Raw genomic sequence first — 23,636 nt, forward strand, 5'->3', positions numbered from 1 at the left:
CCGCTCTGCGCGTAGTTTTTTACCGACAGGCAGTCGGGAACCAGTTGACTTAGGTAAGCCTAAGTAGGAGGATCGGGCTATCGGCACACACCGCCGCACTCCTCGCGGCGGCCACCTGCCGATATTTCCGTCCGTCTCTTTCTGGACTTCCCGTCCCCCTCGGTCTCCGGAGGCCCGCCTTGGACGCAACCGCCACCGTCACTCCCTTCTCGACGCTGATCCGTACCGCGTCGCACGAGCAGCACACCGAGGCCGAGACCTCGACCTTCATGAGTGACCTGCTCGGCGGGCGGCTGGGAGTGGACGCGTACACGCGCTACACCGAGCAGCTGTGGTTTGTGTACCGGGCGCTGGAGGAGTGCGCGGAGGCGCTGCGCGACGACCCGGTCGCGGGCCCGTTCATACAGCCCGAGCTGATGCGCTCCACCGAGCTGGAGCGCGACCTGGCGCATCTGCGCGGGGCGGGCTGGCGCGAAGGGCTGGAGCCGCTGCCCGCCACCTCGGCGTACGCGGCCCGGGTCGCGGAGTGCGCGCGCACCTGGCCCGCGGGTTACATCGCCCACCACTACACGCGCTACCTCGGCGACCTCTCGGGCGGCCAGATCATCCGCGACAAGGCGGAGAAGACCTGGGGCTTCGAGCGCAAGGGCGACGGCGTGCGGTTCTACGTCTTCGAGGAGATCACCAACCCGGCCGCCTTCAAGCGGGGTTACCGCGAGCTGCTGGACGCGGTGAAGGCGGACGACCTGGAGAAGCAGCGCATCATCGAGGAGTGCAAGCGGGCCTTCGCACTGAACACCGCGGTCTTCCGCGACCTGGGCGAGGTCTTCCCGCTCAGCGCGTGAACAACCTTCCCGCTCAGGGTGTGAACGCCGGCACATGATCACCGGCTGCTGAACGCACACGCATCGGCGCGCGGCTCCACCGGAGGTTCCGGGGGAGCCGCGCGCTTTCCTCATTTCTCCCCTTTTTTGCCGCACGAAAAGGGATAAAACCCCACGTCACATGGTGTTTGACGCCCCATAGACCTGCGGGTAGATTCCGGTTCCGCCTTCACTTCACTTTCACATGGCATCCGGGCGGGGGAGCCTTCTGGTGCGTGGGTGCCATGCCTGAAAGAACGATTTCCCGCCGCGGAGTCATGTCCGTCGACAGGAAATATCATCGTGCCCCGACTCCGCCCCCGTGCGGCTGTGACGAGCGGGCTGCTGGCAGCAGCCCTCGTCTCAGGCACCTTTCTGGCCCCTGCGGCCCAAGCCGTGGTGGGAACCCCGGCCGCCGACGACGCCTACGCGTTCACCGCGCGGCTGGACATAGGCGACGGCAAGCGCGCGTGTTCCGCCACGCTCGTCGACCGTGACTGGCTGCTGACGGCGGCCAGTTGCTTCGTGGACGACCCGGCCCAGGCCCAGCAGCTCCTGCCGGGCGCGCCGAAGGACGCCACCACGGCCTTCGTCGGCCGCACCGACAGCACCACCACCGCCGGCCAGGTCCGCACCGTGGTCGAGCTCGTGCCCCGCGCCGACCGGGACCTGGTGCTCGCCCGGCTGGCCAAGCCGGTCACCACGATCACCCCGGCCGCACTCGCCGCGACCCCGCCCGCCCCGGGCGAGACCCTCACCGGCACCGGCTTCGGCCGGACCTCCGACGAGTGGGCCCCGGTCCGGATGCACCAGGGCCGCTTCTCGGTCGACGGGTCCGACGCCACCACCGTGAGCATCACCGGTGTGGACGGCGCGGCCGTGTGCGCCGGCGACACCGGCGGGCCCGTGTTCCGCGAGCAGGGCGGCAGCGTCGAGCTCGTCGGCGTCAACAGCCGGTCCTGGATGGGCGGTTGCTTCGGCACTCCGGAGGAGGAGACCCGTACCGGCGCGGTGGAGAGCCGCGTCGACGATCTGCACGCGTGGGTCACCGAGACCGTGACGGCCGCCCCGTACGTCGACTTCAACGGCGACGGTCACCGCGATGTCGCCGTAGCCGACCCGAAGGCCACGGTGGCCGGCGCGACCGGTGCCGGACTGGTCCGCGTGGTGTACGGCAACGGCGCGGGCGTCTCCGAGCTGGTCCAGGGCGGTCCCGGTGTCAACGGTGGACCCGAGGCGGGCGACGGCTTCGGTACCGCGCTGGCCACGGTGGACTACAACGCCGACGGCTACACCGATCTGGTGGTCGGCGTGCCCAACGAGGACATCGGCAAGGTCGCCGACGCCGGGGCGGTGCAGATCGTCTACGGTTCGCCCGCGGGGCTCGGCAAGGGTCGCGGCGGAACCTGGTTCGAGCAGGGCAGGGGCTCCGGCGCGTTGCTCGGCTCGGCGTCCGAGGCCAAGGACTACATGGGCTTCTCCCTCGCCGCCGGGAACACCTCCACCGGTGAGCCGTACATCCTGATCGGCATGCCCGGAGAGGACCTGGGCGCCACCGTCGACGCGGGCAGCACGATCTATGTGCGCGGCGGCACGAGCGTCGCGGTCCACCAGGACAAGGACGGCGTGCCGGGAGCGGCCGAGGCCGGCGACCAGTTCGGCTACTCCGTCGCGGGTTCGCCGAACCACATCGCCATCGGCGTCCCCAGCGAGGCCATCGGCACCGTGGCGAAGACCGGCAGCATCCAGATCCTGAGACACGAGCTCAACGCCGACAAGATCCCCGCACCGGTGAAGTCGGTCCACCAGGACACCGCGGGCATCAGCGGCGCTGTCGAGGCGAACGACCTCTTCGGCAAGGCGCTGTCGATGACCTCCTACCGGCCCGAGGGCGCGGCCACGGACAGCGACTCGATCATCGCCGTCGGCTCCCCCGGCGAGGGCATCAAGGTCAACGGCGCCAACAAGGCGAACGCCGGCCGGGTGGTCACCCTGCACGTCACGGCACGCGGCGCGGTCAGCGAACTCCGGGACATCCAGCAGGAGAAGACGGACGTCATCGGGGTCTCCGAGTCGGGCGACCGGTTCGGCGAGCAGGTCTCCGTCGTCAACACCCGGCCCAAGAACGTCGGCACGACCACGACGATGCTGCTGGCCGTCGGCATCCCGGGCGAGAACCAGGGCACGGTCGTCGACTCCGGTGCCATCCAGAAGTTCTCACTGCTCGGCGCTCCCGGCCTCAACGACCGGTGGATCGTGCCGGGCAACGCCGGCCTGCCCGGCGCCCCCGGCACCGGCGAACGGCTCGGCAGCAGCATCACCGCCACCGGTACGCACCTGTACATCGGCATGCCCGACGGGCCCGCCGCCCGTGGTGCCGCGCATCTGATGCCGTGGTCCAACCTCACCGGCGGCGCGGTCGAGGCCGTGACCAGCTACGAGCCGGGCAAGGGCGGCCTGCCGGCCGTCGGCAAGGCGTTCGGCGGCGCTCTGCGGTAACGCGGCGAGCGGCGGGACGGGCCCGTCCGGGGTTCAGCCCCGGACGGCCATCAGGACGCGGCCCCCGACCTCCACCGTGCCGTCCGGCGCGGGTGCGGTGAGGATCTGGGAGCCGCGTCCCTGTGTGATGTTGAGGGCCCGGCCGAGCCGCGCGCTGAGCAGCAGGGCCGCCGCGCCCGTCGCCTCGTCCTCGACGATCCCGGTCTCCTCCCCGCGCCTCGGGAAGGCCCGCGCACGCACTCGCCCGGCGGCCTCGTCCTCCCAGGCCCAGGCGTAGAGCCAGCCCTCGCCGGGCGGGGGTCCCGGCAGCGCCTCGACCTCGGCGGCGCTCGCGTACTGCTGGAGCGTGCGCGGCGGGACCCACTCGGGGCGGGCGGCGATCCAGGTGAACTCCCCGTCCTGGCGGGCGAACACGTCCCCGACGGCCAGTTCCAGGACCTCCAGGTCCAGCAGCCAGGCGGTGCCCACCAGCGGGTGCCCGGCGAACGGCAGCCGCAGCCCCGGAGTGTGGATGTCCACCCGCCCGCGCTCCGGGTCGTCGACGAACACGGTCTCGCTGAAGCCGAGTCGCCGGGCGAGCCGCTGCCGGGACGCCTCGTCGGGGTGGTCGCGTCCGTCGCGTACGACGCCGAGGGCGTTGCCGTGCCGGCCGTCGGGTCCGCAGAACACCCGCAGGACGTCGATGCCCCGGGGTACGTCGTAGTCGTTCACGGAGGCATTCAAGCACTGCCCGGCGCCGGGGCGGGAACCGAGCGGGTACGGCCTCGGGGCCGTACCGGCGAGCACTGCTGCTTGCCGGTACGGCCCCGGGGGACACCTGCGGGTGGGTCAGGCGATGACGTCACGGCGGCGGCGCGCCGCGATCACGGCACCGGCGCCGGCCGCCACGACGACGCCGGAGGCGGCGATCAGGGCACCGGTCGGGACGTCGGAGCCGGTGGCGGCCAGGGCGCCGGAGCCGCCGACCGAACCGCCGGTGGAACCGCCGACCGTGGCGCCGCCGGTGGTGGAGCCGCCGGCCGTGGAACCGCCGGTGGAGCCCGAACCGCCGGTGGAGCCGGAGCCGCCGGTGGAGCCGGAGCCGCCGGTGGAGCCGCCCGGAAGCCGGGCGTCCTTGTCGAGGGAGACCGCGACGTTCAGGGCGTCGAGCTCCTCCCCCTGTGGGTACATGCCGCTGAACGCCTTGGAGCCGTCCTCGGTGAGCGTCGCCGGGATGTCCTTGAGGTTCACGATGCCGTTCTCGGCGGCGAGCGCGCCCGCGGGCACCTTCAGTTCCGCGAAGGGCACGCCGGTCAGCTCGGTGGCCTCGGGCTTCGGATTCGCCCCGGTCGGGCGCGGCTTGGTGGTGACGTCGGCGACGAGCTTGCCGGAGGTGCCCTCGATGTCGACCTTCAGGTTGCTGAGGGCGAGGTCGAGTTCGTACGCGCCGCCCGTCTCGTGGCCGAGGAAGCGCACCTTGCCCTTGAACGCGGCGTTCAGCGTGTTCTCGTCGGCGTCGAGGTGGCCGGTCGCCTTGGTGAAGCGGTAGCTGTCGGCAAGGGAGGCGGCGCCCTCGCTGGTCTCGACCTTGCCGTGCGCGATCGGGCCGACGACGTAGGAGCGGAACCGTTCCTTGACGCCCCAGTTCAGGGTGCCGTCGACGACCGGGCCGCTGACGGGCGCGGCGGTCTCGGAGGCGGTCGGGGTCGGGTCGGTGCTCGGCTTGCCGGTGGGCCCGGTGGGCTTGCCCGTCGGCTCACCGGTGGGCTTGCCCGTGGGCTCACCGGTGGGCCCGGTCGGCTTGCCCGTGGGCTGCCCGGTCGGCTCGCCCGTGGGCTGACCCGTGGCCGGCTTGACCGTCAGGGTGGCCGGGTCGATCGGGTCGCCCTCCTTGTACGCGGAGCCGAAGACGGCCGCGCCTTCCTCGGTGAAGGCGGCGGGGATGTCCGCGAACCGCATGCCCTCGGCGCCCTGGGTGGGCTCGACGTCGGTGAGGTCGAGCTCGGCCATCGTCAGGTCGTCGGTGACGACGGCGTCCTGGCCCGGGGACTTGGTGGTCACGTCGACGGTGATCCTGCCGCTCTTGCCGAGCGTGAGGACCTTGACGTCGGCGAGCTTGATGTCCAGGACACCGCCGTGCGCCTCGTAGTGCACGCTGCCCTTGAAGGAGGACGTCACGGCGTGGGTTCCCAGCTCGTACTCCCCCTTCTCCAGGGGGAACTCGTACGAACCGTCCGCGTTCCTGGTGGCCCCGTCCGCGAGTGTGGCGGTGCCGCCCAGGCGGTCGATCATGGAGCGGAAGGAGGCCTTGAGGCCCCAGTCCAGGGTGCCCGACTCCAGCTGGTAGATCTGTGAAGGGGCGCCGACCGCCGCGGGGGCGGCCCCGGCGACGGAGCCGTCGGCCGCGAGGGCCGGGAGGGCGAAGGCCGCGCCGAGGGCGGCGGCCGTGGCGACGGCCGCGGCCAGGGCTATGGGGCGGCGGGTTGCTGCCATGTCGGTGGTTCTCCTCAAGGAACAGGGGGCGGAAGAGCGGCGTGGGGGGAGGGGGTGATGATCCATAAGGCGCGCACGGGGGATGCCGGGGTCAGGAAGTCGGGGGCGCGTCGGGGCCCGCCGAGACGTCGGCCGCCTCGGGGGCCGGCTGCGCCGCGCGGCGGCGCAGGGCGAAGAACGCCGCTCCGGCCGCGGCGAGCAGCAGCACACCGCCGCCGACGGCGAGGTAGGTGCCGGTGCCCGGACCGGAGTCGGAGGCGGCGGCCGCCGGTGCGGCCGAGGGCTCCTCGGCGGTCTTCTTCGTGGGCTCGGCGGCTGCCGTCGGCTCGCTGCCGAGGTCCGGCAGCGCGGGCAGCCGGGCCTTCTCGTCGACGGCGACGGCGAGCGAGACCGGGTCCATCGCGGTGCCCGCCTTGTACAGGGAGCCGAACGCCTTCGCTCCGTCGGCGGTGAGGGTGGCGGGTACCTCGGTGAGGACGGCGAGGCCCTCCTTCGGCGCGAGGTCCTTCGCGGGGAAGGTGATGACGGGCACGCCCTTGCGGGTGGCGCCCTCGCTGGTGACGTCCGCCGACAGGGTGCCCTCGCCCTCGGCGACGGCGACGGTGACGCCGGCGAACTTCAGGTCGAGGCCGTGGGCGCCGGTGAAGCGGATGCTGCCGCTGAAGTCCGCGTCCAGCGTCTGCTTCTTCGCGTCGTACGTCCCCTTGCCCTGCGGGAAGCGGAACAGGGCCCCGCCGTCCTGGGCGCCGTCGGCGAGCGTCCACTCGCCCTGGCCGATGGAGCCGGTGACGTACTCGCGGAAGGTGCGGCGCACACCCCAGTCGACGGTGGCGTCCTCGAAGCGGCCCGCCTTCTCCTCGCCCTTCGGCTCCGCCTCGTCCTCGTCCTTCTTCCCGCCCTCGTCCTTCTTCTCGTCCGGGGCGGTCGGCTTCGGCTCGGCGGCCGCGCCCCTGGTGTCGACGGAGAGGCTGATCGGGTCGAGGGGGGTGCCCGCGGTGTAGTAGCCGGCGAAGGCGGCGGCACCCTGGGCGGTCAGCGTGGCGGGGACGCCGGTGAGGGCGATGGGGGTGGAACCGCCCTTCATGTCGATCCCGCCGAGGCCGAGCGTGGCCAGCGGCACCTGGGAGCGGCTGGAGACCTTGCCGGTCCCCCGCTCCTTGCTGACCATGTCCGCGTGGAGCGTGCCGCTGCCGCCGTTGATCCGGACGGTGGGGCGGCTGATCGTGAGGTCCAGCTCGTTGCTGCCGTCGGCCTTCTTGTGGCCGGTGAAGTGCACGCCGCCGGAGAAACCGGCGCTGAGCGCGCCGGTGTCCGGGTCGTAGGAGCCGGTCGCCGAGTGGAAGCGGAACTGGCTGCCGCCGACCGTGGCCGCGCCACCGGTCAGGCTCCAGCTGCCGTTCGCGATGGGCCCGGTGACGTAACTCTGGAAGGAGGACTTGATGCCCCAGTCCAGCCGGCCGCCCTGCACCGTGCGGCTTGCCGCTTGCGCGGTGATGGCGGGGAGCAGGGCTCCCAGCAGTACCGCGAGAAGCGCGACGGCGAGCGCGCGGGCCGATCTGGACGACGACATGACGTACCCCTCCAAGGACTGGATATGTAGGTAAGGCTAACCTAAGCTATTCCCGGCCTGTGCCGGAACCCCTCCGGTCACGCCGTTCCCGACGAACGGTCAACCGCACGCCGCAGAACGACAGGACGGTGCCCAGTGCGCATCTCGCAGGACTTCGCCTCCGGGGCGCCCGGGGCGTGTCCGGCCCCGATCCGCCGGACACACCATGACGGCCATGAGGGCGCAGCGGACGGACCACCGGTCCGCCGTCGCCCGGCCCGGGGCAGGGCGGCCGCCGCCCTCACCGCGGCGGTGGCCTTCGCCCTGGTCCTGACCGGCTGCGGCGGCGGGGATTCCACGGATTCCACGCCGAAGTCCGACGGAAGCGCCCGGGGCGCCGCCGACGCCGACCGGGTCGAGCCGCTGGCCGCCCCGCCCGCGCCGAAGCTGCCGGTGACGGTCGACTCGGCGGACGGCACGAAGGTCACGATCGGCTCCACCGACCGGATCGTGCCGCTGACCGGGTCGCTGAGCGAGATCGTCTTCACCCTCGGCTTCGGCGAGCAGGTCGTCGCCCGGGACATCACCGCCACCTTCGAACAGGCCGAGAAACTCCCGGTGGTGACCCGTGCCCACGACGTCTCGGCGGAGAGCGTGCTCTCGCTGAGGCCGACGGTCGTCCTCGCCGACACCAGCACCGGACCGAGCGAGGCGATCGGCCAGATCCGCGACGCGGGCATCCCGCTGCTCGTCGTCGAGCCCGCCAAGGAGCTCGCCGACGTCGGCCGCCGCATCGACACCGTCGCCGAGGCCCTCGGCGTACCGTCGGCGGGCACGGAGCTCAAGGAGCGCACCGAGGCCCGGATCGCCGCCGTGCAGAAGTCCATCCCGGCCCCCGAGGACGGCGAGAAGCCCCGGGTCGCCTTCCTGTACCTGCGTGGTTCGGCCTCCGTCTATCTGCTGGGCGGCGCGGAGTCCGGGGCCAGTTCACTGCTGGAGGCGGCGGGCGCGGTCGACGCCGGGAAGGAATCGGGCCTGGACAAGGACTTCACCGCCATCACCAGCGAGGCGCTCGCCAAGGCCGCGCCGGACGCGATCCTCCTGATGACCAAGGGGTTCGAGTCGGTCGGCGGTATGGACGGCCTGGTGAAGATCCCCGGCATCGCGGAGACCCCGGCCGGGATGGACCGCCGGATCGTCACGGTCGACGACGGCGTGCTGCTCAACTACGGGCCGCGCACCGACCGGGTCCTCACCGAGCTCGTCGAGCAGCTGTACGCGAAGGGCGGCAAGGGCCGGTGACCACCTCGTACGAGGAACGCACCGAGTCCGGGGGCAAGTCCATGGACGCCATGGGGAAGTCCACGGGCAAGGAGGCGAAGAAGGCGGGGGGCGCCGCCCCCGGGCCGTCCCGGAGCAGGGCGTTCGCGCTCACCCTGGTGCTCTCCCTCGCCCTGCTCGCCGGCTGTCTGCTGTCCGCCGCGATCGGCGCGTACTCCCTCCCGCTCGGCGACGTCCTGTCCTCCGTGCAGCACCGGATCGGGCTCGGCGGCCAGGAGCTGGACCGGGTCGGCGAGAGCGTCCTGTGGAACGTACGGCTCCCCCGGGTCGTCCTCGCGCTGCTCGTCGGCGCGTCCCTCGGCTGCGCCGGCGCCCTGATGCAGGGCGTGTTCGGCAACCCGCTCGCCGAGCCCGGCGTGATCGGGATCTCGGCGGGCGCCGCGGTCGGCGCGGTCGCCTCGATCGCGCTGGGGCTGTCCTTCTTCGGCAACTGGACGATCACCGTCTGCGCGTTCGTCGCGGGTCTCATCACCGTGCTGCTCGTCTATGCGCTCTCACGGTCGGGCGGCCGGACCGAAGTGGTGACGCTGATCCTCACCGGTATCGCCGTCAACGCGTTCGCGGGCGCGCTGATCGGTCTGTTCATCTTCTTCGCGGACAACGCGCAGATCACCCAGATCACCTTCTGGCAGCTCGGTTCGCTCTCCCAGGCGACCTGGCCCAAGGTGCTGGCCGTACTGCCGTGCGCGCTGGCCGGGCTCGTCGTCGCCCCCTTCTACTCCCGCAAGCTGGACCTGCTGGCCCTCGGCGAGCGGCCCGCCCGGCACCTGGGCGTGGACGTGGAGCGGCTGCGGATCGTCCTGGTGCTGGTGGTGGCGCTGCTGACGGCCGCCGCGGTCGCCGTCGCCGGGATCATCTCCTTCGTCGGGCTGCTCGTCCCGCATCTGCTGCGGATGGCGAACGGTCCCGGTCACCGCTTCCTCGTCCCGGGCAGTGCGCTCGGCGGCGCCCTGGTCCTGGTGGCGGGCGACCTCGCGGCCCGTACGGTGGCGGCCCCCGCCGAGCTGCCGCTCGGGGTGCTGACCGCGCTCTTCGGCAGCCCGTTCTTCTTCTGGCTGCTGCGCAGGACCCGTCGTAGGCAAGGTGGTTGGGCATGAGGACGCTGAGAGACCTGTTCGCGGTACGCGCCCGGGAGCTGCCCTCACCCGTCGCCGCCGGCTCCCCCGTCGTCGAGGCCGCCGGTCTGTCGGTCCGGCTGGGGCCCCGGCAGGTGCTGGACTCCGTCGACCTGACCGCGCACGCGGGCGAGGTGGTCGCCCTGGTCGGGCCGAACGGCGCGGGCAAGTCGACGCTGCTGGCGGCGCTGGCCGCCGATCTGCCCGCCGGGAGCGGCGAGGTGCGGATCGACGGCCGCCCGGCCCACGCGTGGTCCGCGCCGGAACTGGCGCTGCGCCGCTCGGTGCTGCCGCAGTCCGCCGCGCTGTCCTTCCCGTTCCCGGTGGAGGACGTCGTACGGATGGGGCGGGCGCCCTGGGCCGGTACGGAGCGGGCGGACGAGGACGAAGCCGCGGTGGCGGCGGCGATGGCGGCCACCGAGGTGACCCGGTTCGCGGGCCGCCCGTTCTCGGCGCTGTCGGGCGGTGAGAAGGCCCGGGTGACGCTGGCCCGGGTGCTGGCGCAGCGGGCCCCGCTGATGCTGCTGGACGAGCCGACCGCCGCCCTGGACCTGCGCCACCAGGAGCTGGTACTGCGGATCTGCCGGGAGCGGGCGGCCGCCGGGGACGCGGTGGTGGTCGTGCTGCACGATCTCGGCCTCGCCGCGGCGTACGCGGACCGAGCCGCCGTCCTGCGCGACGGGCGGATCGCGGAACTGGGCCCGCCGGAGAAGGTGTTCACCGGCGAGCTGCTCGGCGAGGTCTACCGGCAGCCGGTGGAGGTGTTCCCCCATCCGCGTACGGGCACACCGCTGATCGTGCCGGTACGTCGGACCTGAGCCGGCCTCGACGCTCGCCGCCAGGTCACGGTGCGGACGCTGTATCCGGTCCCCGCCCGCACACCGTTCGCCGCCCGGTAGGGTTTCGACGGTCAGTGCGGGCGACGGATCAGAAGGCGCAGAAGCAACGGATGACGAGACACCCTGGGCTGGGTCGGCTGACGGCGGGGCTCGCGACGGCGACGGTTCTGTGCGTGACGGCGAGCGGCTGTGTGACGGTGCACGGGGAGCTGGAAGTGCTGCCCGGGGCGAAGCCGGCGGAGGCCGCGCAGGCGCTCAAGGACTTCACCGACGCCTACAACGCGGCGGACAAGGCGTTCGATCCGGCGCTGGACGCGGACCGGGTGACGGGTTCGCTCGGCGCGATCAACCAGGCCGGGCTGAAGGCGCGGCGGACGTACAACCCCGAAGGCAACAAGGCGCACAGGCCGCTGGTGCTGGACGACGCGACGTACGTCATTCCCAAGAAGGCGGGCTGGCCGCGCTGGTTCCTCGCGGACACCGACTCCAACCGGGACCAGGACGGCGGGAAGCTGGACACCCGCTGGCTGGTGGTGTTCGTACGGTCGGGACCCGACGCGCTGTGGAAGGCGTCGTATCTCGCGGTCGTCCCGCCGTCCCAGGTACCGGAGTTCGCCCTGGACGGGGACGGGCTCGCCACCCCGGTGGAGCCGGGGGACGAGGGGCTGGCCGTCGCCCCGGCGGACCTGAGCACCGCCTACACGACCTATCTGCGGGACGGTGAGCCCGATGTGTTCACGCCGGGCACGGCGACCTCGGGCTGGCGCGAGACGCGCCGCACCACCCGGCGGGCGGGGTTCTCGTACCAGTACATCGACCAGCCGCTGACGGGTACGACGTTCGCACCGCTCGGACTGCGCACCGAGGACGGCGGGGCGCTGGTCTTCTTCAGCAGCAAGCACTTCGAGCGGCAGACCGCGGCGAAGGGGCTCAAGCCGGAGGTCAACGCGGATGTGAAGGCGCTGCTCACCGGCGAGGTGAACAGCAGCCTCACCAAGGAGCGGGTCTCCAGCCAGCTGGTACACGTGCCGCCGAGCGCGACGGGGGCCGGTTCCGGTTCGGACACGGGCGCCGGCGGCAAGGTGCGGATGCTGAACCGGCTGCCCGGCCTGGTCGCGGCGAAGGGCGAATAGCCCCGCCGGGCCGCCGTCGGCCGGGCAGCCGAGCGGCGGCTCAGGCGGCCAGGCCGCTCAGCGGCTCAGCGGCCAGGCGATCGAGTCGTGGTCCAGCTCGCTCTGCTCGGCACTGCCCGCGTACCGCGCACAGGCGTCGGTGAGTGTCTCCAGCAGGGTCAGCGGGTCGGGCAGCTCGTGCTCGGGGCCGCGCACCCAGTGGACGTCGAGCTCGCCGGGGAGCCGGGCGGGCGGCAGGAGGACATAGCTGCCCCGGCAGTGCCAGCGCAGGCCCGGGTGGGCGTCCATGGTCTCGGGGTGGCAGTCCAGCTCGCAGGGCCACCACTCGTCCTCGTCCTCGGGGGTGCCTCGGGTGGCGGTGAAGAAGAGCATCCGGTCCTCGCCGGACTGGGCGACCGGGCCGACGTCGATGCCCGCGTCGAGAAGACGCTCCAGGGCACTGCGGCCGGCGGTGAGCGGGACGTCCAGCACGTCGTGGACCATACCGGTCGCGGTGATGAAGTTGGCCAGCGGCTGGCCTGCGGCCCAGCGCTCGATCTGGGCGCGGTCGGTGGTCGACTGCGTCTGCCAGGCGAAGGAGATGGGGTGCCGGGCGGGGGTGGGACAGCCGATGCGTTCGCACGAACATCGGTATCCGAGGGGGTGGGCGGCGGGAGCGATGGGCATGCCCGCGTCGGCGACCGCCAGGAGCAGGGCCGCTCTGGCCGTCTCCTCGGCCCCGGCTCCCGGTGCTTTGGGACGTCGCCGCAGCCACTGGGGGATCCTGCTCTCAGTGCCGCGGAAACGGCCGGATTCGGCGCCCATCTATCCCCTCACCTCAGCAGTTCACCTCAGCGTTGCCTGTCCATCGTCGCACCATCCTGCGGTTCGGGTGGCCAGAGTTCACCAGCGGGGCCGTGTACCACTGCACTGAGTGAGCACCATCACGCCCGATGTCATCACATACCGGATATCGATCAAGGTCGTGTCAAGGCCGTGGAGTGAGCCCGCCGAGGGCGTGGTCGACGACCGCGTCGGCGTACGCGTGGGTGAGCGGCAGGGTCCGGAGCAGCCAGCGGTGCATCAGCGGGCCGATGAGCAGTTCCAGGGCGACCCGGGGATCGGCGTCGGCGCGCAGGTGCCCGGCCGCCCGGGCGGACCGCAGACGTGTGACATACAACGCGAGCTGCGGTTCGAGCAGCTTCTCGACGAACTCGGCGCCCAGCTTCGCGTCCACGATGCCCTCGGCGGTCAGCGCGCGGGTCGGGATCTCCAGCGCCGGGTCGTTCAGCTCGTCGACGGTGGCCCGCAGGACGTGCTTGAGGTCGGCGGCCAGATCGCCGGTGTCGGGGATGCCCTGCGCGGTGTCGCCGGACCGCCCGGTGTCGGGGATGCCCCGCGCGGTGTCGCCGGACCGCGGGCCGGCCTTCTCGGCGGTCCTGCCCGCCAGGTCCAGGAAGGCTTCCATCAGCACGGCGGCCTTGGAGGGCCACCAGCGGTAGATGGTCTGCTTGCCGACCCCGGCGCGGGCGGCGATCCCCTCGATCGTCGTACGCCGGTAGCCCACCTCCCCGACGAGGGCGAGGGCGGCGTCGTGGATCGCGCGGCGGGAGCGGTCGCTGCGGCGGCTGGAGTCGGGTTCCCTGGTGGATGCCATGCGGCCAATCTAGCGCCGGGCGAGCCGATACGTATCGTCTTGGTGGCGGTGACCGGGCGGTCCGGTGAACCACCCGATCGGATCACTGCGGATCCCGCGCGCACGGCGCACCATGGGCTCACGCACAGACCGTGCGCATCCCACCGTTCCGCGGCCCGGCCGCCGTTCGCGAGGAGCCCGAGTTGAACCGTGACGCCACCCCTCGTCGCTACCTGATGTGCGCCCCGGCGCACTTCCGGGTCACCTACTCCATCAACCCGTGGATGGACCCGTCCAAACCCGTCGACCTGCCGCTGGCCCGGACCCAGTGGGAGGACCTGCGCGACCGCTACCTCGCCCTCGGCCACACCGTCGAGCTGCTCACCCCCCGTCCGGACCTGCCGGACATGGTCTTCGCCGCCAACGGCGCCACGGTGATCGGCGGCCGGGTGCTCGGCGCGCTGTTCGCGTACCGGGAGCGCTACGAGGAGGCCGGGGCCCACCGGGACTGGTTCCGGGAGCACGGCTTCACCGAGGTCCATGAGCCGGAGCACGTCAACGAGGGCGAGGGGGACTTCGCCGTCACCGCCTCGTATCTGCTGGCCGGGCGCGGCTTCCGCGCCAGCCCGCTCTCGCACGCCGAGGCCCAGGAGTTCTTCGGGCTGCCGGTCGTCGGGCTCGATCTGGTGGACCCGCGCTACTACCACCTGGACACCGCGCTGTGCGTGCTGGACGCGGCGGCCGACGAGATCATGTACTACCCGGACGCCTTCTCCCCCGGCAGCCGGGCGGTGCTGCGCCGGCTGTTCCCGGACGCGCTGCTCGCAAGGGAGGCGGACGCGGCTGCGTTCGGCCTGAACTCGGTCAGCGACGGGCGGCACGTGCTGCTGCCGCAGGGGGCGACGGGGCTCCTGGGCCCGCTGCGGGACCGGGGCTTCGAGCCGGTCCCGATGGACCTGGGCGAGCTGCTCAAGGGCGGCGGCAGCGTGAAGTGCTGCACCCAGGAGCTACGCGGCTAGCCGGTCGGTCCGGGCCCGTCAAATCCGGGTCCGCGCCGGTCCGGGCCCTGCCGGTCGGTCGGTCCGGGTCGGCCGGTCCGGCCGGGGCCCGACGGGTCCGGGTCCGTCGGTCCGGGTCCGTCAGTCCGTGCTTTCCGGCGGCCAGGCATCGCCCCAGGCGACGTCCCTGGCCGCCCGGTACAGCCCGCCGTGGCGCTTGGTGACCGTGGAGCGGGCCAGGCCCTCGTCCCGGGTGCACAGCTCCAGCAGCACCTGGCCCTTGCGGATCTGCGGCCTGCGGGTGACCCGGGCGGCCGTGGGGGCGGCGGGGAAGCGGGTGGCGACGACGTAACTGAACTTCTCGTCCTCGTGGCTCAGCGAGCCGCCCTTGACCTGCCGGTGCAGCGAGGAGCGGCTGACCCGGGCCGAGAAGTGGCACCAGTCCGCCCCGGGCACGATCGGGCAGGCGTCGCTGTGCGGGCAGGGGGCCGCGATGCGCAGCCCGGCGGCGGTCAGCCGGTCGCGGGCCTCGATGATCCGGGCGTATCCGTCGGGGGTGCCGGGCTCCACGATCACCACCGCCTGCCCGGCCGCCGCCGCCGCGTCGACCAGTTCGGTCCTGGCCCCGGCCGTCAGCTCCTTGAGTACGTAGCTGACGGTGACCAGGTCCACCGGGGCCAGCTCCAACGCCGCACCGATCCGGGCCCGCTCCCAGCGGGCGTCGCGCAGCGAGGGCACCCCGGACGCCTCGGCCAGTTCGCGGCCGAGCGCGAGCGCCGGTTCGGCCCAGTCCAGGACGGTCGTCGCCGGGCCCTCCCAGGCCCCGGCCACCGCCCAGCTCGCCGCCCCCGTGCCGCCCCCGACGTCGGTGTGGGTGGCGGGCGTCCAGTCGGGCGCGGCCTCGACGAGGGCGTCGAGGGCGGAGCGTACGGCTTCGAAGGTGGCGGGCATCCGGTACGCGGCGTACGCGACGACGTCGGAGCGGTCCCGCAGGATCGGGGCGTTCGTCGGGGTCTCCCCGCGGTAGCTGGCGATCAGCCGGTCGACGGCCTGCACGGCCTGCTTGGGCGGCAGTCCGTCGAGCAGTCCGGCCAGCGCCGTGCGCAGGGACTGTGCGGTGGGGAGGGTGACGTTCACCGCCGAATTGTAGGCGGAGGCGACCCGGCGGGACGCATTCCGCTTCACCCGGGCCGGCGGGGGCACGGGGGGACCGTGCGGGCGGCGCGGGCGGCGGGCCGGGGCCCGCACAGGGGCTCCGCGTAACCGGTACGGAACGGGAGTCCCGCGAACTCCACGCCGCCGGAAGCCTGTTGCTACGCTGGCCCGCGCGCGGACGGGCACGAGACCAGGATGGTCCAGCGGGGGAGCCATGAGACAGAAGATCGTGCGGCTGACCCTGGTCGGCGGGGTGGTCCTCCTCGCCCTGCTCCTGCTCCTGGCCACCTGCGGCGGCGGTCCCGACGACGGCGACGGCGGCGGGAAGAACGGCGCGGCCACCGGGACGCCGAAGCCGGTGCCGCCGAGCGCGGGTCCGTCGACCCGGCTGACCGTTCCGCCGCAGTACCGGACGGACCGGGGCTGGGAGATCATCGGCTCCTCCCCCGACATCGCCGTCTCCCATGCGACGGGCCTGCTGGCCTATCTGGAGCGGGCCGACGGGAGCCGCTACCGGCTGCGCACCGTCGACACGGCCACCGGCGAGCCGGGCTGGCGGGGTCAGGTCTGGCGGCCGCTGGATCCGGCGCACTACCCCAAGCTCGCCACGGTGGCCAAGGGCGACCGGCAGTTCTTCGTGACCTGGTCCTACGGGAAGGCCGGCGACGGGCTGTCACCGGCGAGCACCTTCATCTCGCTCGATCTGTACGACGTCACGAACGGGAACCGGCAGCGCGTCGAGGTGCCGTGGTCCGGAGCCCCGGACGTCCGTACGACCGGACCGGACATCGTGATCAGCGACGCGAAGGCGAACAGCACCCTGGTCGACCCGGTCACCGGGGAGGTGTCCGAACTCGGCGCGGACCGGCTGAAGTACCCCGAGGGCTGCCCGGCCTGCAAGCAGCTCACCGAGGTGCACGGTCAGACCGCCGAAGGTCTGCTGCTGGGCGGGGCACGCGAGTTCTGGGTGCGCGGCGGCTGGTTCAGCCGCGAGGTCGCGCCCCGGGGCACCGACCAGGGCAGCGGTGTGGTGACGACGATGACCGCGGACCAGGTGCTGGCGAAGTGGGCGCCCGCGAAGAAGACCGGGCGGGCGGCGACCCACGAGCTGTGGGCGGTGCACGACGCGGCGACCGGCGAGGTGCTCGCCTCGGTGGAGTGCCACCGGCCCGCCATAAAGCCGGGGCGCTACCCGCAGGCGGTCCTCTCCCCCTCGGGCGACTACCTGATCGCCGGAAACCTGGCCTTCGACCTGGAGGCGAAGAAGGGCCGCTGCTTCGAGGACGAGGGCGGCGCCGCTCGTCTGACGCTCGCCACGGTCACGGACGACGGCATCGCGTACGGGGCCGAGAACGCGCGTGACGCCTCGGAGGCGCTGTCCGGCGGCGGGCTCCCGGTCTCGATGGACTTCGCCACCTGGAGCACCGAGCGGCTGTCGCGCAACGCGCGGCTGCCGGGGACGGAGACGACGGGGGTCGGGGTGTTCCGCTGGACCGACCGGCAGGACCGCACGCACCTGATCGGCTACCCGCGCACCGGCTGAATCCGCGGCGGCCGGGCGGCCGGTCCGGCTGAGGCCGTACCGACTGAGACCGCACCTGCTGAGGCTGTGCCCGCTGCCGCTGATACCCGCCTGTCGCGTCCGCCGTGCGCGGGCCTTCGCTCAGAGGCCGCCGTCCTCGCGCCCCGTACGCTGCCAGGGGCGGCACAGGAGCAGGAAGCAGGCCACCGCCGCCACCGCGCAGACCACCTGGACGAGGGCCATCGGGACGGCCGTGTCCTCCCCCGCGATGCCGACCAGCGGGGAGGCGATCGCGCCGATGAGGAACGAGGACGTGCCGAGCAGCGCGGAGGCGGAGCCCGCCGCGTGCTTGGTCCGCATCAGGGCCTGGGCGTTGGTGTTCGGCATCGCGAGACCCATCGCCGACATCAGCACGAAGAGCCCGGCCGCGACCGGCACGAGGCCGACCTCGCCGAAGACGCCGGTCGTCATGAGCAGCAGCGCGACGGCGGCCAGCACGATCACCGCGAGGCCGAAGCCGAGCACCTTGTCGAGGCGGAACCGGCCCACGAGCAGCTTGCCGTTGATCTGCCCGACGACGATCAGACCGACCGAGTTGAGCCCGAAGAGCAGGCTGAAGGTCTGGGGCGAGGCCCCGTAGATCTCCTGCATGACGAACGGGGAGGCGGCGATGTACGCGAACAGGACGGCGAAGGCGAGGCCGCCCGCGATCATGTAACCGGTGAAGACCCGGTCGGCGAGCAGCCCGCGCATGGTGCGCAGGGCCTCGGTGACCCCGCCGGTGTGGCGGTCGGCGGGCGGCAGCGTCTCGTGCAGCCACTTGCCCACGACGAGGGTGAGCACGATGCCCACACCGGTCAGGACGACGAAGATGCCGCGCCAGTCGGTGACCCGCAGGACCTGTCCGCCGATCAGCGGCGCGATGATCGGGGCGGCGCCGGAGATCAGCATCAGTGTGGAGAAGAACCGGGCCATCTCCACGCCGTCGTAGAGGTCGCGCACCACGGCCCGCGCGATGACGATGCCGGCCGCGCCCGCGAGCCCCTGGAGGAGGCGGAAGCCGATGAGGAGTTCGGCGGTGGGGGCCAGGGCGCAGATCGCGGTGGCGAGGACGTAGACGACCATGCCGAGGAGCAGCGGCTTGCGGCGGCCCCAGCGGTCGCTCATCGGTCCGACGACGAGCTGGCCGAGCGCCATTCCGGCCAGGCACGCGGTCAGGGTGAGCTGGATGGTGGCGGCGGGGGCGCTCAGGGAGTCGGTGACCGCCGGGAGCGCCGGGAGGTACATGTCCATGGACAGCGGCGGCAGTGCGGTGAGTCCGCCGAGGACCAGGGTGACCAGGAGCCCGGTGCGCCGGGCCGCCTTCGCCGCCGGGCCGGGGAGGCCGGCGGGGGCGGTGCCCCGCGCGGCGGCCGGGTCGGCGGAGAGAGCGTCCGCGTCCCCGTACGGGCCGGCCGAAGGGGTAGCCGTGTCCCCGTGCGGGACGGCGGAGAGGGCAGCCGCGTCCCCGTGCGGGTCGGCGGAGAGAGGACCCGCGTCCCCGTGCGGGACAGCCGGTGCGTCGTCGGCTCCGGGACCGGTCCCGGAGGTGGGTATGTGCGCTCGCTGGGCCCGGCTGCCACCGCTGTCCGGCATTCTCTTCTCCACATCGTTGAATCCGCATCTATGCTCTCAGCTCGGCCGGAGTGGTCGATACCTTTTCGGGTGGGCTGGGGTGGCGGGCATGGGTGGGACGGTGCGCTGGGGTGTTCTGGCGACGGGCGGCATAGCCGCGACCTTCACGGCGGACGTACAGAGACTCCCCGACGCCGAGGTGGTGGCGGTGGCCTCGCGCACGGAGGCCTCGGCGCGGGACTTCGCAGACCGGCACGGGATCGGGCGGGCCTACGGCAGCTGGGCGGAGCTGGTCGCCGACGACACGGTGGACGTGGTGTACGTGGCCACCCCGCACTCGGCGCACCATGCGGCGGCCGGGCTGGCGCTGAGGGCCGGAAAGCACGTGCTGTGCGAGAAGGCGTTCACGCTCAACAGCCGGGAGGCGAAGGAGCTGGTGGCGCTGGCCCGGGAGCGCGGCCTGTTCCTGATGGAGGCCATGTGGACCTATCTCAACCCGGTGGTCCGCCGGCTGACCGAGCTGGTCCGGGACGGGGCGATCGGCGAGATCCGTACCGTACAGGCGGACTTCGGCTTCGCGGGCGACTTCGCTCCGGGGCACCGGCTGCGCGATCCGGCCCTGGGCGGCGGGGCGCTGCTGGACCTCGGGGTCTACCCGGTGTCGTTCGCACATCTGCTGCTGGGCGAGCCGGACCGGGTGCGGGCGGACGCGCTGCTGTCCCCGGAGGGCGTCGACCTGAACACGGGGATGCTGCTCGGCTGGGACTCCGGTGCGAACGCGCTGCTGTCCTGCTCCATCGTCGGCGACCACCCGACGGCGGCCACCGTGATCGGCACGGCCGGGCGGATCGACATCCCGCGCGACTTCTTCCACCCGGACCACTTCGTCCTGCGGCGGACGGGCAGGGAGCCGGAGACGATCACGTCGGGTCCTGGCCCGCAGGGGCTCTCGGGCCTCCAGTTCGAGGCCGCCGAGGTGATGCGCGCGGTGCGGGCGGGCGAGCGGGAGTCCCCGCTCGTCCCGCTGGAGGGTTCGCTGGCGGTGATGCGGACGCTCGACGCGGTACGGGACCGCATCGGCGTCCGCTACCCGGCGGACCGCTGAACCCGCTGACGCGGGCGTGCGGCTCTACGCGGGTGTGAGCCCCGGGTTCCCCGCCTCGGTGACGAAGGAGGCGGCGGTGGCGAGCGGCGCTCCGGGGGTCGTGACGGCCGCCACCGTACGGAAGTCGACGCGGGCCTCCTTCGTACCGAGGGTGACGAGCGTGTAGCCGCGCCGCCCGTTGTAGTGCTTCAGGTGCGGGTTGGCGCGGGTCAGGTTCTCCCAGTTGGCGGGCCGGTCCGCGCCGTCCTTGCCGCTGCTGATGGAGGTGGTGACGATCTCCGTGCCGAGGGTGCGCGAGGCGGGGTCGTCGAAGTCCTTCTTCAGGTCGAAGGCGTAGGAGACGTGGACGTCGCCGGTGAGGACCATCAGGTTGTCCACCCCGGCGGCCCCGGCCCCGTCCAGCACCCGCTGCCGGGAGGCGGGGTAGCCGTCCCAGGAGTCCATGGAGAGCTTGTAGGCGTCGGTGGGCACGTTGCGCCGCTGGGCGAAGGTGACCTGCTGCGGGACGACGTTCCAGGTGGCGTCCGACGCGCGCCAGCCGTCGATCAGCCAGCGTTCCTGGGCGGCCCCGGTCATGGTGCGCGCGGGGTCCTCGGACTCGGGTCCCGGGGTGCGCCAGCCGTCGCCGTACGCCTGGTCGCTGCGGTACTGGCGGGTGTCGAGGATGTCGAACCGGGCGAGCCGCCCGAACTTCAGGCGGCGGTAGAGCCGCATGTCGGGTCCGGTGGGGCGCTGCGGGGTGCGCAGCGGCTGGTTCTCCCAGTACGCGCGGTACGCGGCGGCCCGGCGCAGCAGGAACTCCTCGGGGGTGACGTCGTTCTCGGGGATGCCGCCCGCGTAGTTGTTCTCGGTCTCGTGGTCGTCCCAGGTGACGACGAAGGGGTGGGCGGCATGGGCGGCGCGCAGGTCCGGGTCGGACTTGTAGAGGGCGTAGCGCAGCCGGTAGTCCTCCAGGGTGACCGTCTCGCGGTTGTAGTGCTCGGGGAGCCGGCGGTCGGTGTGGTCGCGCGCGCCGCCGGTGGCGTTGACGGCGTACTCGTAGAGGTAGTCGCCGAGGTGGAACACGACGTCGACGTCCTCGGCGGCGAGGTGGCGGTGGGCGGTGAAGTACCCGTGGTGGTACGCCTGGCAGGAGACGGCGGCCAGGGTCAGGGAGGCGTTGCGGGCCCCGGCGGCGGGGGCGGTGCGGGTGCGGCCGGCCGGGCTGGTCCAGCTGCCGGCGCGGAAGCGGTAGTAGTAGACCCGGCCGGAGTCGAGGCCCTGGACCTCGGCGCGGACGCTGTGGGCGAACTCGGGGTGGGCGGTGACCCGTCCGCGCCGCTCGATACGACGGAAGCGCTCGTCGCGGGCCACCTCCCAGCGCACCGCGACCCGGCCGCGCGGCAGTCCGCCGCCCGGCTCGTAGGGGCGGGGGGCGAGCCGGGTCCAGATCAGGACGGACGTCGGGTGCGGGTCGCCGGAGGCGACGCCGAGGGTGAAGGGGTCCTCGGCGATCCGGCGGGAGTCGAGTTCGGCGGCGCTCGCCGTGCCGGCTGCGGGCAGGTTCACCGCGAAGGCGAGCGCGGCGGCGGCTCCGGTGGCGGTCAGGAAGCGCCTGCGCCCCACCCCCGGCTCGAGTAACCGTGCGGCGGTGCGGAGTTCGGCGGCTCGGGTGCTCTGATCGGGCGTCATGATGGTCCGTGCGGGTGTCATATGCCCCTCCTCGGCCCGGATACTGTCGGTCTTCATGGCAGCCGCCCGTGACGACGCACCGTTGTCGCGTGCACAACATCCGCATGGCGGATCGATGAGCACCGCGTGCCCCGTGCACCGGTCCGTCCCGTACGCTGCCGGGCCATGAACACTGAGCAGACCCAGGAGACGCAGCAGACCCAGCAGACCGGGCAGGCCCAGGACACCGGGCAGACCCGGCAGACCGGCCGGAAGGTCGCTGTCGTCACGGGTGCGGGATCGGGGATCGGGCGGGCCGTCGCGCTCGCCCTCGCGAGCGCGGGCTGGTCGCTCGCGCTCGCGGGCCGGCGGGCCGAGCCGCTCGCGGAGACGGCGGCCGCCGCCGGGGACACCGAGGCGCTGTGCGTCACCACGGACGTGACCGACGCCGACGAGGTCGGCGCGCTCTTCTCGGCCGTACGGGAGCGGTTCGGACGGCTGGACCTGCTGTTCAACAACGCGGGCACGTTCGGCCCCGGCGGCGTACCTCTGGAGGACCTGGCCGCCGAGGACTGGCGGGCGGTCGTGGACGTGAACCTGACGGGCGCGTTCCTGTGCGGGCAGGCGGCGTACCGGCTGATGAAGGAGCAGGACCCGCAGGGCGGCCGGATCATCAACAACGGCTCGGTCTCCGCCCACGCGCCGCGCCCGCACTCGATCGCGTACACCGCGACCAAGCACGCGATCACCGGGCTGACGAAGTCACTGTCGCTGGACGGCCGCCCCTACCGGATCGCCTGCGGGCAGATCGACATCGGCAACGCGGCGACGGAGATGACCGAGCGGATGCGGACCGGCATCCTCCAGGCCAACGGGGAGCTGGCGGTGGAGCCGGTGATGGCGGCGGCCGATGTGGCGCGGACGGTGCTGCACATGGCGGAACTGCCGCTGGAGGCGAACGTCCAGTTCGCCACGGTCCTGGCGACGAACATGCCGTACGTCGGACGGGGCTGACACACCGCGCGGCATCGGACGGGGCTTGGCACCACGCGCGACCACCTCTTCGGTCTCCGGTCGGCCCACCGCACGCGGGAGGGGCTGCCGCAGTCCGGGCCGCAGCAGCAGCCTGATGCTGCCGGGGCCCCGGTGGGGGCGGGGAATGACGGGAGCGGCGGCACGGTTGACTGCTGCATGACACCTGATCAGAGGCCCGAAGTCCTGCGCTACACCGCCTTCTCCGCCGACCCCGAGGGCGGCAACCCCGCCGGAGTCGTCCTGGACGCCGCCGGGCTGGACGAGGAGCGGATGCTCGCCATCGCGGCGGAGCTGGGCTACAGCGAGTCGGCGTTCCTGACGGAGCGGACCGGCGAAGGCGCGTACACGATCCGCTACTTCAGCCCGAAGGCCGAGGTGCCCTTCTGCGGCCACGCCACGGTCGCCACGGCGCTCGCCCTGGCGGAGCGCGACGGGCCGGGCGAGCTGGAGTTCGCCACACTCGCGGGCCAGGTGCCGGTCACCGTCGTACGGGAGGGCGGCGAACTCCGCGCCACCCTGACCAGCGTGGCACCGAAGGTCGAGGAGACCGCCGCGGCCGACCTGGCGGAGGCGCTGGCGGCCCTGGACTGGGCGGCCGCCGATCTCGACCCGGCCCTGCCGCCCCGGATCGCCTACGCGGGTGCCCGGCACCTGGTGCTGGCCGCCGCCACCCGGGAGCGGCTGGCGGACCTGGACTACGACTTCGCCCGGCTCGAAGCGCTGATGCACCGGCTGGACCTGACCACCCTGCAACTGGTGTGGCGCGAGGGGCCTGAGCTCTTCCACGTCCGCGACCCGTTCCCGGTGGGCGGGGTCGTCGAGGACCCGGCGACGGGCGCGGCGGCGGCGGCCTTCGGCGCGTACGCACGGGAGCTGGGGCTCGTACCGGAGGCGGCCGTGCTGACCCTGCGGCAGGGGGCGGACATGGGCCGCCCCGGCACCCTCACCGTCGAACTGCGCGCGGGCGACGCCCGGGTCCGGGTCAGCGGAACGGGCGCCCGGATCGGCTGAGGACCGCCCGGCGTCGGCTGAAGGCAGCCCGGCGTCGGCTGGGGACCGCCGGGGGCGACTGGGGACCGCCAGGATCCGCCGGCGTACGGGGAGGGCCGGGGTTCAGCCGCTGGCGTACGG

Annotated in this window: 19 protein-coding genes; 11 read left to right on the plus strand and 8 right to left on the minus strand. The window is 73.1% G+C overall.

Annotated features, from left to right (window positions below):
- Positions 1-179: 179 nt before the first annotated feature.
- A complete protein-coding gene (locus tag ACGF2Y_RS05425; protein WP_392943384.1) occupies positions 180-845 on the plus strand; it encodes a heme oxygenase (biliverdin-producing) in 666 nt (221 codons plus the stop codon).
- A gap of 318 nt (positions 846-1,163) precedes the next feature.
- On the plus strand, positions 1,164-3,362 hold the full coding sequence (locus ACGF2Y_RS05430; RefSeq protein ID WP_392943665.1) for a trypsin-like serine protease: 2,199 nt from the start codon (positions 1,164-1,166) through the stop codon (positions 3,360-3,362).
- Positions 3,363-3,395: 33 nt separating this feature from the next.
- On the opposite strand, the gene ACGF2Y_RS05435 is transcribed toward ACGF2Y_RS05430, so the two are convergent.
- The 3 genes from ACGF2Y_RS05435 to ACGF2Y_RS05445 all read right to left on the minus strand — a co-directional run bounded on the left by ACGF2Y_RS05435 (position 3,396) and on the right by ACGF2Y_RS05445 (position 7,404).
- Positions 3,396-4,073, minus strand: a complete 678-nt coding sequence (locus ACGF2Y_RS05435) for a PhzF family phenazine biosynthesis protein (RefSeq protein WP_392943385.1) — start codon at positions 4,071-4,073, stop codon at positions 3,396-3,398.
- 117 nt (positions 4,074-4,190) lie between these two features.
- A complete protein-coding gene (locus ACGF2Y_RS05440; protein ID WP_392943386.1) occupies positions 4,191-5,834 on the minus strand; it encodes an HtaA domain-containing protein in 1,644 nt (547 codons plus the stop codon).
- Positions 5,835-5,925: 91 nt separating this feature from the next.
- Positions 5,926-7,404 (minus strand): HtaA domain-containing protein, encoded by a 1,479-nt coding sequence (locus ACGF2Y_RS05445; RefSeq protein WP_392943387.1) that lies wholly within the window; start codon positions 7,402-7,404, stop codon positions 5,926-5,928.
- Between the two features lie 135 nt (positions 7,405-7,539).
- Here ACGF2Y_RS05445 and ACGF2Y_RS05450 point away from each other — a divergent pair, with 135 nt between their 5' ends.
- The 4 genes from ACGF2Y_RS05450 (at position 7,540) to ACGF2Y_RS05465 (ending at position 11,811) form a co-directional block, all read left to right on the plus strand.
- Positions 7,540-8,685: a hemin ABC transporter substrate-binding protein gene (locus tag ACGF2Y_RS05450; protein WP_392943388.1), complete on the plus strand. Its 1,146-nt coding sequence runs from the start codon at positions 7,540-7,542 to the stop codon at positions 8,683-8,685.
- A 50-nt stretch (positions 8,686-8,735) separates the two neighbouring features.
- The gene (locus ACGF2Y_RS05455; protein ID WP_392943667.1) at positions 8,736-9,821 is read left to right on the plus strand and encodes a FecCD family ABC transporter permease; all 1,086 of its coding nucleotides are present in this window, start codon (positions 8,736-8,738) and stop codon (positions 9,819-9,821) included.
- Positions 9,818-10,657, plus strand: coding sequence for a heme ABC transporter ATP-binding protein (locus tag ACGF2Y_RS05460; RefSeq protein WP_392943389.1), 840 nt, complete (start codon positions 9,818-9,820; stop codon positions 10,655-10,657). Before ACGF2Y_RS05455 ends, ACGF2Y_RS05460 begins: the two co-directional genes overlap by 4 nt.
- Before the next feature lie 131 nt (positions 10,658-10,788).
- Positions 10,789-11,811: a hypothetical protein gene (locus ACGF2Y_RS05465; RefSeq protein WP_392943390.1), complete on the plus strand. Its 1,023-nt coding sequence runs from the start codon at positions 10,789-10,791 to the stop codon at positions 11,809-11,811.
- 57 nt (positions 11,812-11,868) lie between these two features.
- Here the strand turns inward: ACGF2Y_RS05465 and ACGF2Y_RS05470 are convergent, their stop codons facing one another.
- Both ACGF2Y_RS05470 and ACGF2Y_RS05475 read right to left on the minus strand, forming a co-directional pair.
- Positions 11,869-12,615 (minus strand): bifunctional DNA primase/polymerase, encoded by a 747-nt coding sequence (locus ACGF2Y_RS05470; RefSeq protein WP_392943391.1) that lies wholly within the window; start codon positions 12,613-12,615, stop codon positions 11,869-11,871.
- A gap of 163 nt (positions 12,616-12,778) precedes the next feature.
- Positions 12,779-13,447: a TetR/AcrR family transcriptional regulator gene (locus tag ACGF2Y_RS05475; RefSeq protein ID WP_392943392.1), complete on the minus strand. Its 669-nt coding sequence runs from the start codon at positions 13,445-13,447 to the stop codon at positions 12,779-12,781.
- Positions 13,448-13,629: 182 nt separating this feature from the next.
- On the opposite strand from ACGF2Y_RS05475, the gene ddaH reads away from it, so the two are divergent.
- Complete coding sequence (gene ddaH / locus ACGF2Y_RS05480) at positions 13,630-14,445, plus strand: dimethylargininase (RefSeq protein ID WP_392943393.1); 816 nt, start codon at positions 13,630-13,632, stop codon at positions 14,443-14,445.
- A 120-nt stretch (positions 14,446-14,565) separates the two neighbouring features.
- On the opposite strand, the gene ACGF2Y_RS05485 is transcribed toward ddaH, so the two are convergent.
- Positions 14,566-15,561 carry a small ribosomal subunit Rsm22 family protein gene (locus ACGF2Y_RS05485; RefSeq protein ID WP_392943394.1) on the minus strand — a complete coding sequence of 332 codons (996 nt, stop codon included), beginning with the start codon at positions 15,559-15,561 and terminating at the stop codon, positions 14,566-14,568.
- Between the two features lie 232 nt (positions 15,562-15,793).
- Between ACGF2Y_RS05485 and ACGF2Y_RS05490 the strand changes: the two genes are divergently transcribed.
- Positions 15,794-17,122: a hypothetical protein gene (locus ACGF2Y_RS05490; protein ID WP_392943395.1), complete on the plus strand. Its 1,329-nt coding sequence runs from the start codon at positions 15,794-15,796 to the stop codon at positions 17,120-17,122.
- Positions 17,123-17,242: 120 nt separating this feature from the next.
- Here the strand turns inward: ACGF2Y_RS05490 and ACGF2Y_RS05495 are convergent, their stop codons facing one another.
- Complete coding sequence (locus ACGF2Y_RS05495) at positions 17,243-18,736, minus strand: Bcr/CflA family efflux MFS transporter (protein ID WP_392943396.1); 1,494 nt, start codon at positions 18,734-18,736, stop codon at positions 17,243-17,245.
- Positions 18,737-18,824: 88 nt separating this feature from the next.
- Between ACGF2Y_RS05495 and ACGF2Y_RS05500 the strand changes: the two genes are divergently transcribed.
- Complete coding sequence (locus ACGF2Y_RS05500; RefSeq protein ID WP_392943397.1) at positions 18,825-19,820, plus strand: Gfo/Idh/MocA family protein; 996 nt, start codon at positions 18,825-18,827, stop codon at positions 19,818-19,820.
- Positions 19,821-19,844: 24 nt separating this feature from the next.
- On the opposite strand, the gene ACGF2Y_RS05505 is transcribed toward ACGF2Y_RS05500, so the two are convergent.
- Positions 19,845-21,512, minus strand: coding sequence for an alkaline phosphatase D family protein (locus ACGF2Y_RS05505; RefSeq protein WP_392943669.1), 1,668 nt, complete (start codon positions 21,510-21,512; stop codon positions 19,845-19,847).
- Between the two features lie 144 nt (positions 21,513-21,656).
- On the opposite strand from ACGF2Y_RS05505, the gene ACGF2Y_RS05510 reads away from it, so the two are divergent.
- Together ACGF2Y_RS05510 and ACGF2Y_RS05515 are read left to right on the plus strand one after the other, a co-directional pair.
- On the plus strand, positions 21,657-22,484 hold the full coding sequence (locus ACGF2Y_RS05510; protein ID WP_392943398.1) for an SDR family oxidoreductase: 828 nt from the start codon (positions 21,657-21,659) through the stop codon (positions 22,482-22,484).
- 177 nt (positions 22,485-22,661) lie between these two features.
- A complete protein-coding gene (locus tag ACGF2Y_RS05515) occupies positions 22,662-23,516 on the plus strand; it encodes a PhzF family phenazine biosynthesis protein (RefSeq protein ID WP_392943399.1) in 855 nt (284 codons plus the stop codon).
- Positions 23,517-23,636: the final 120 nt, after the last annotated feature.

Origin of the sequence: Streptomyces sp. NPDC048142, from assembly GCF_043202835.1 — a bacterium.
In the GTDB taxonomy this organism is placed as follows: Bacteria; Actinomycetota; Actinomycetes; order Streptomycetales; family Streptomycetaceae; genus Streptomyces.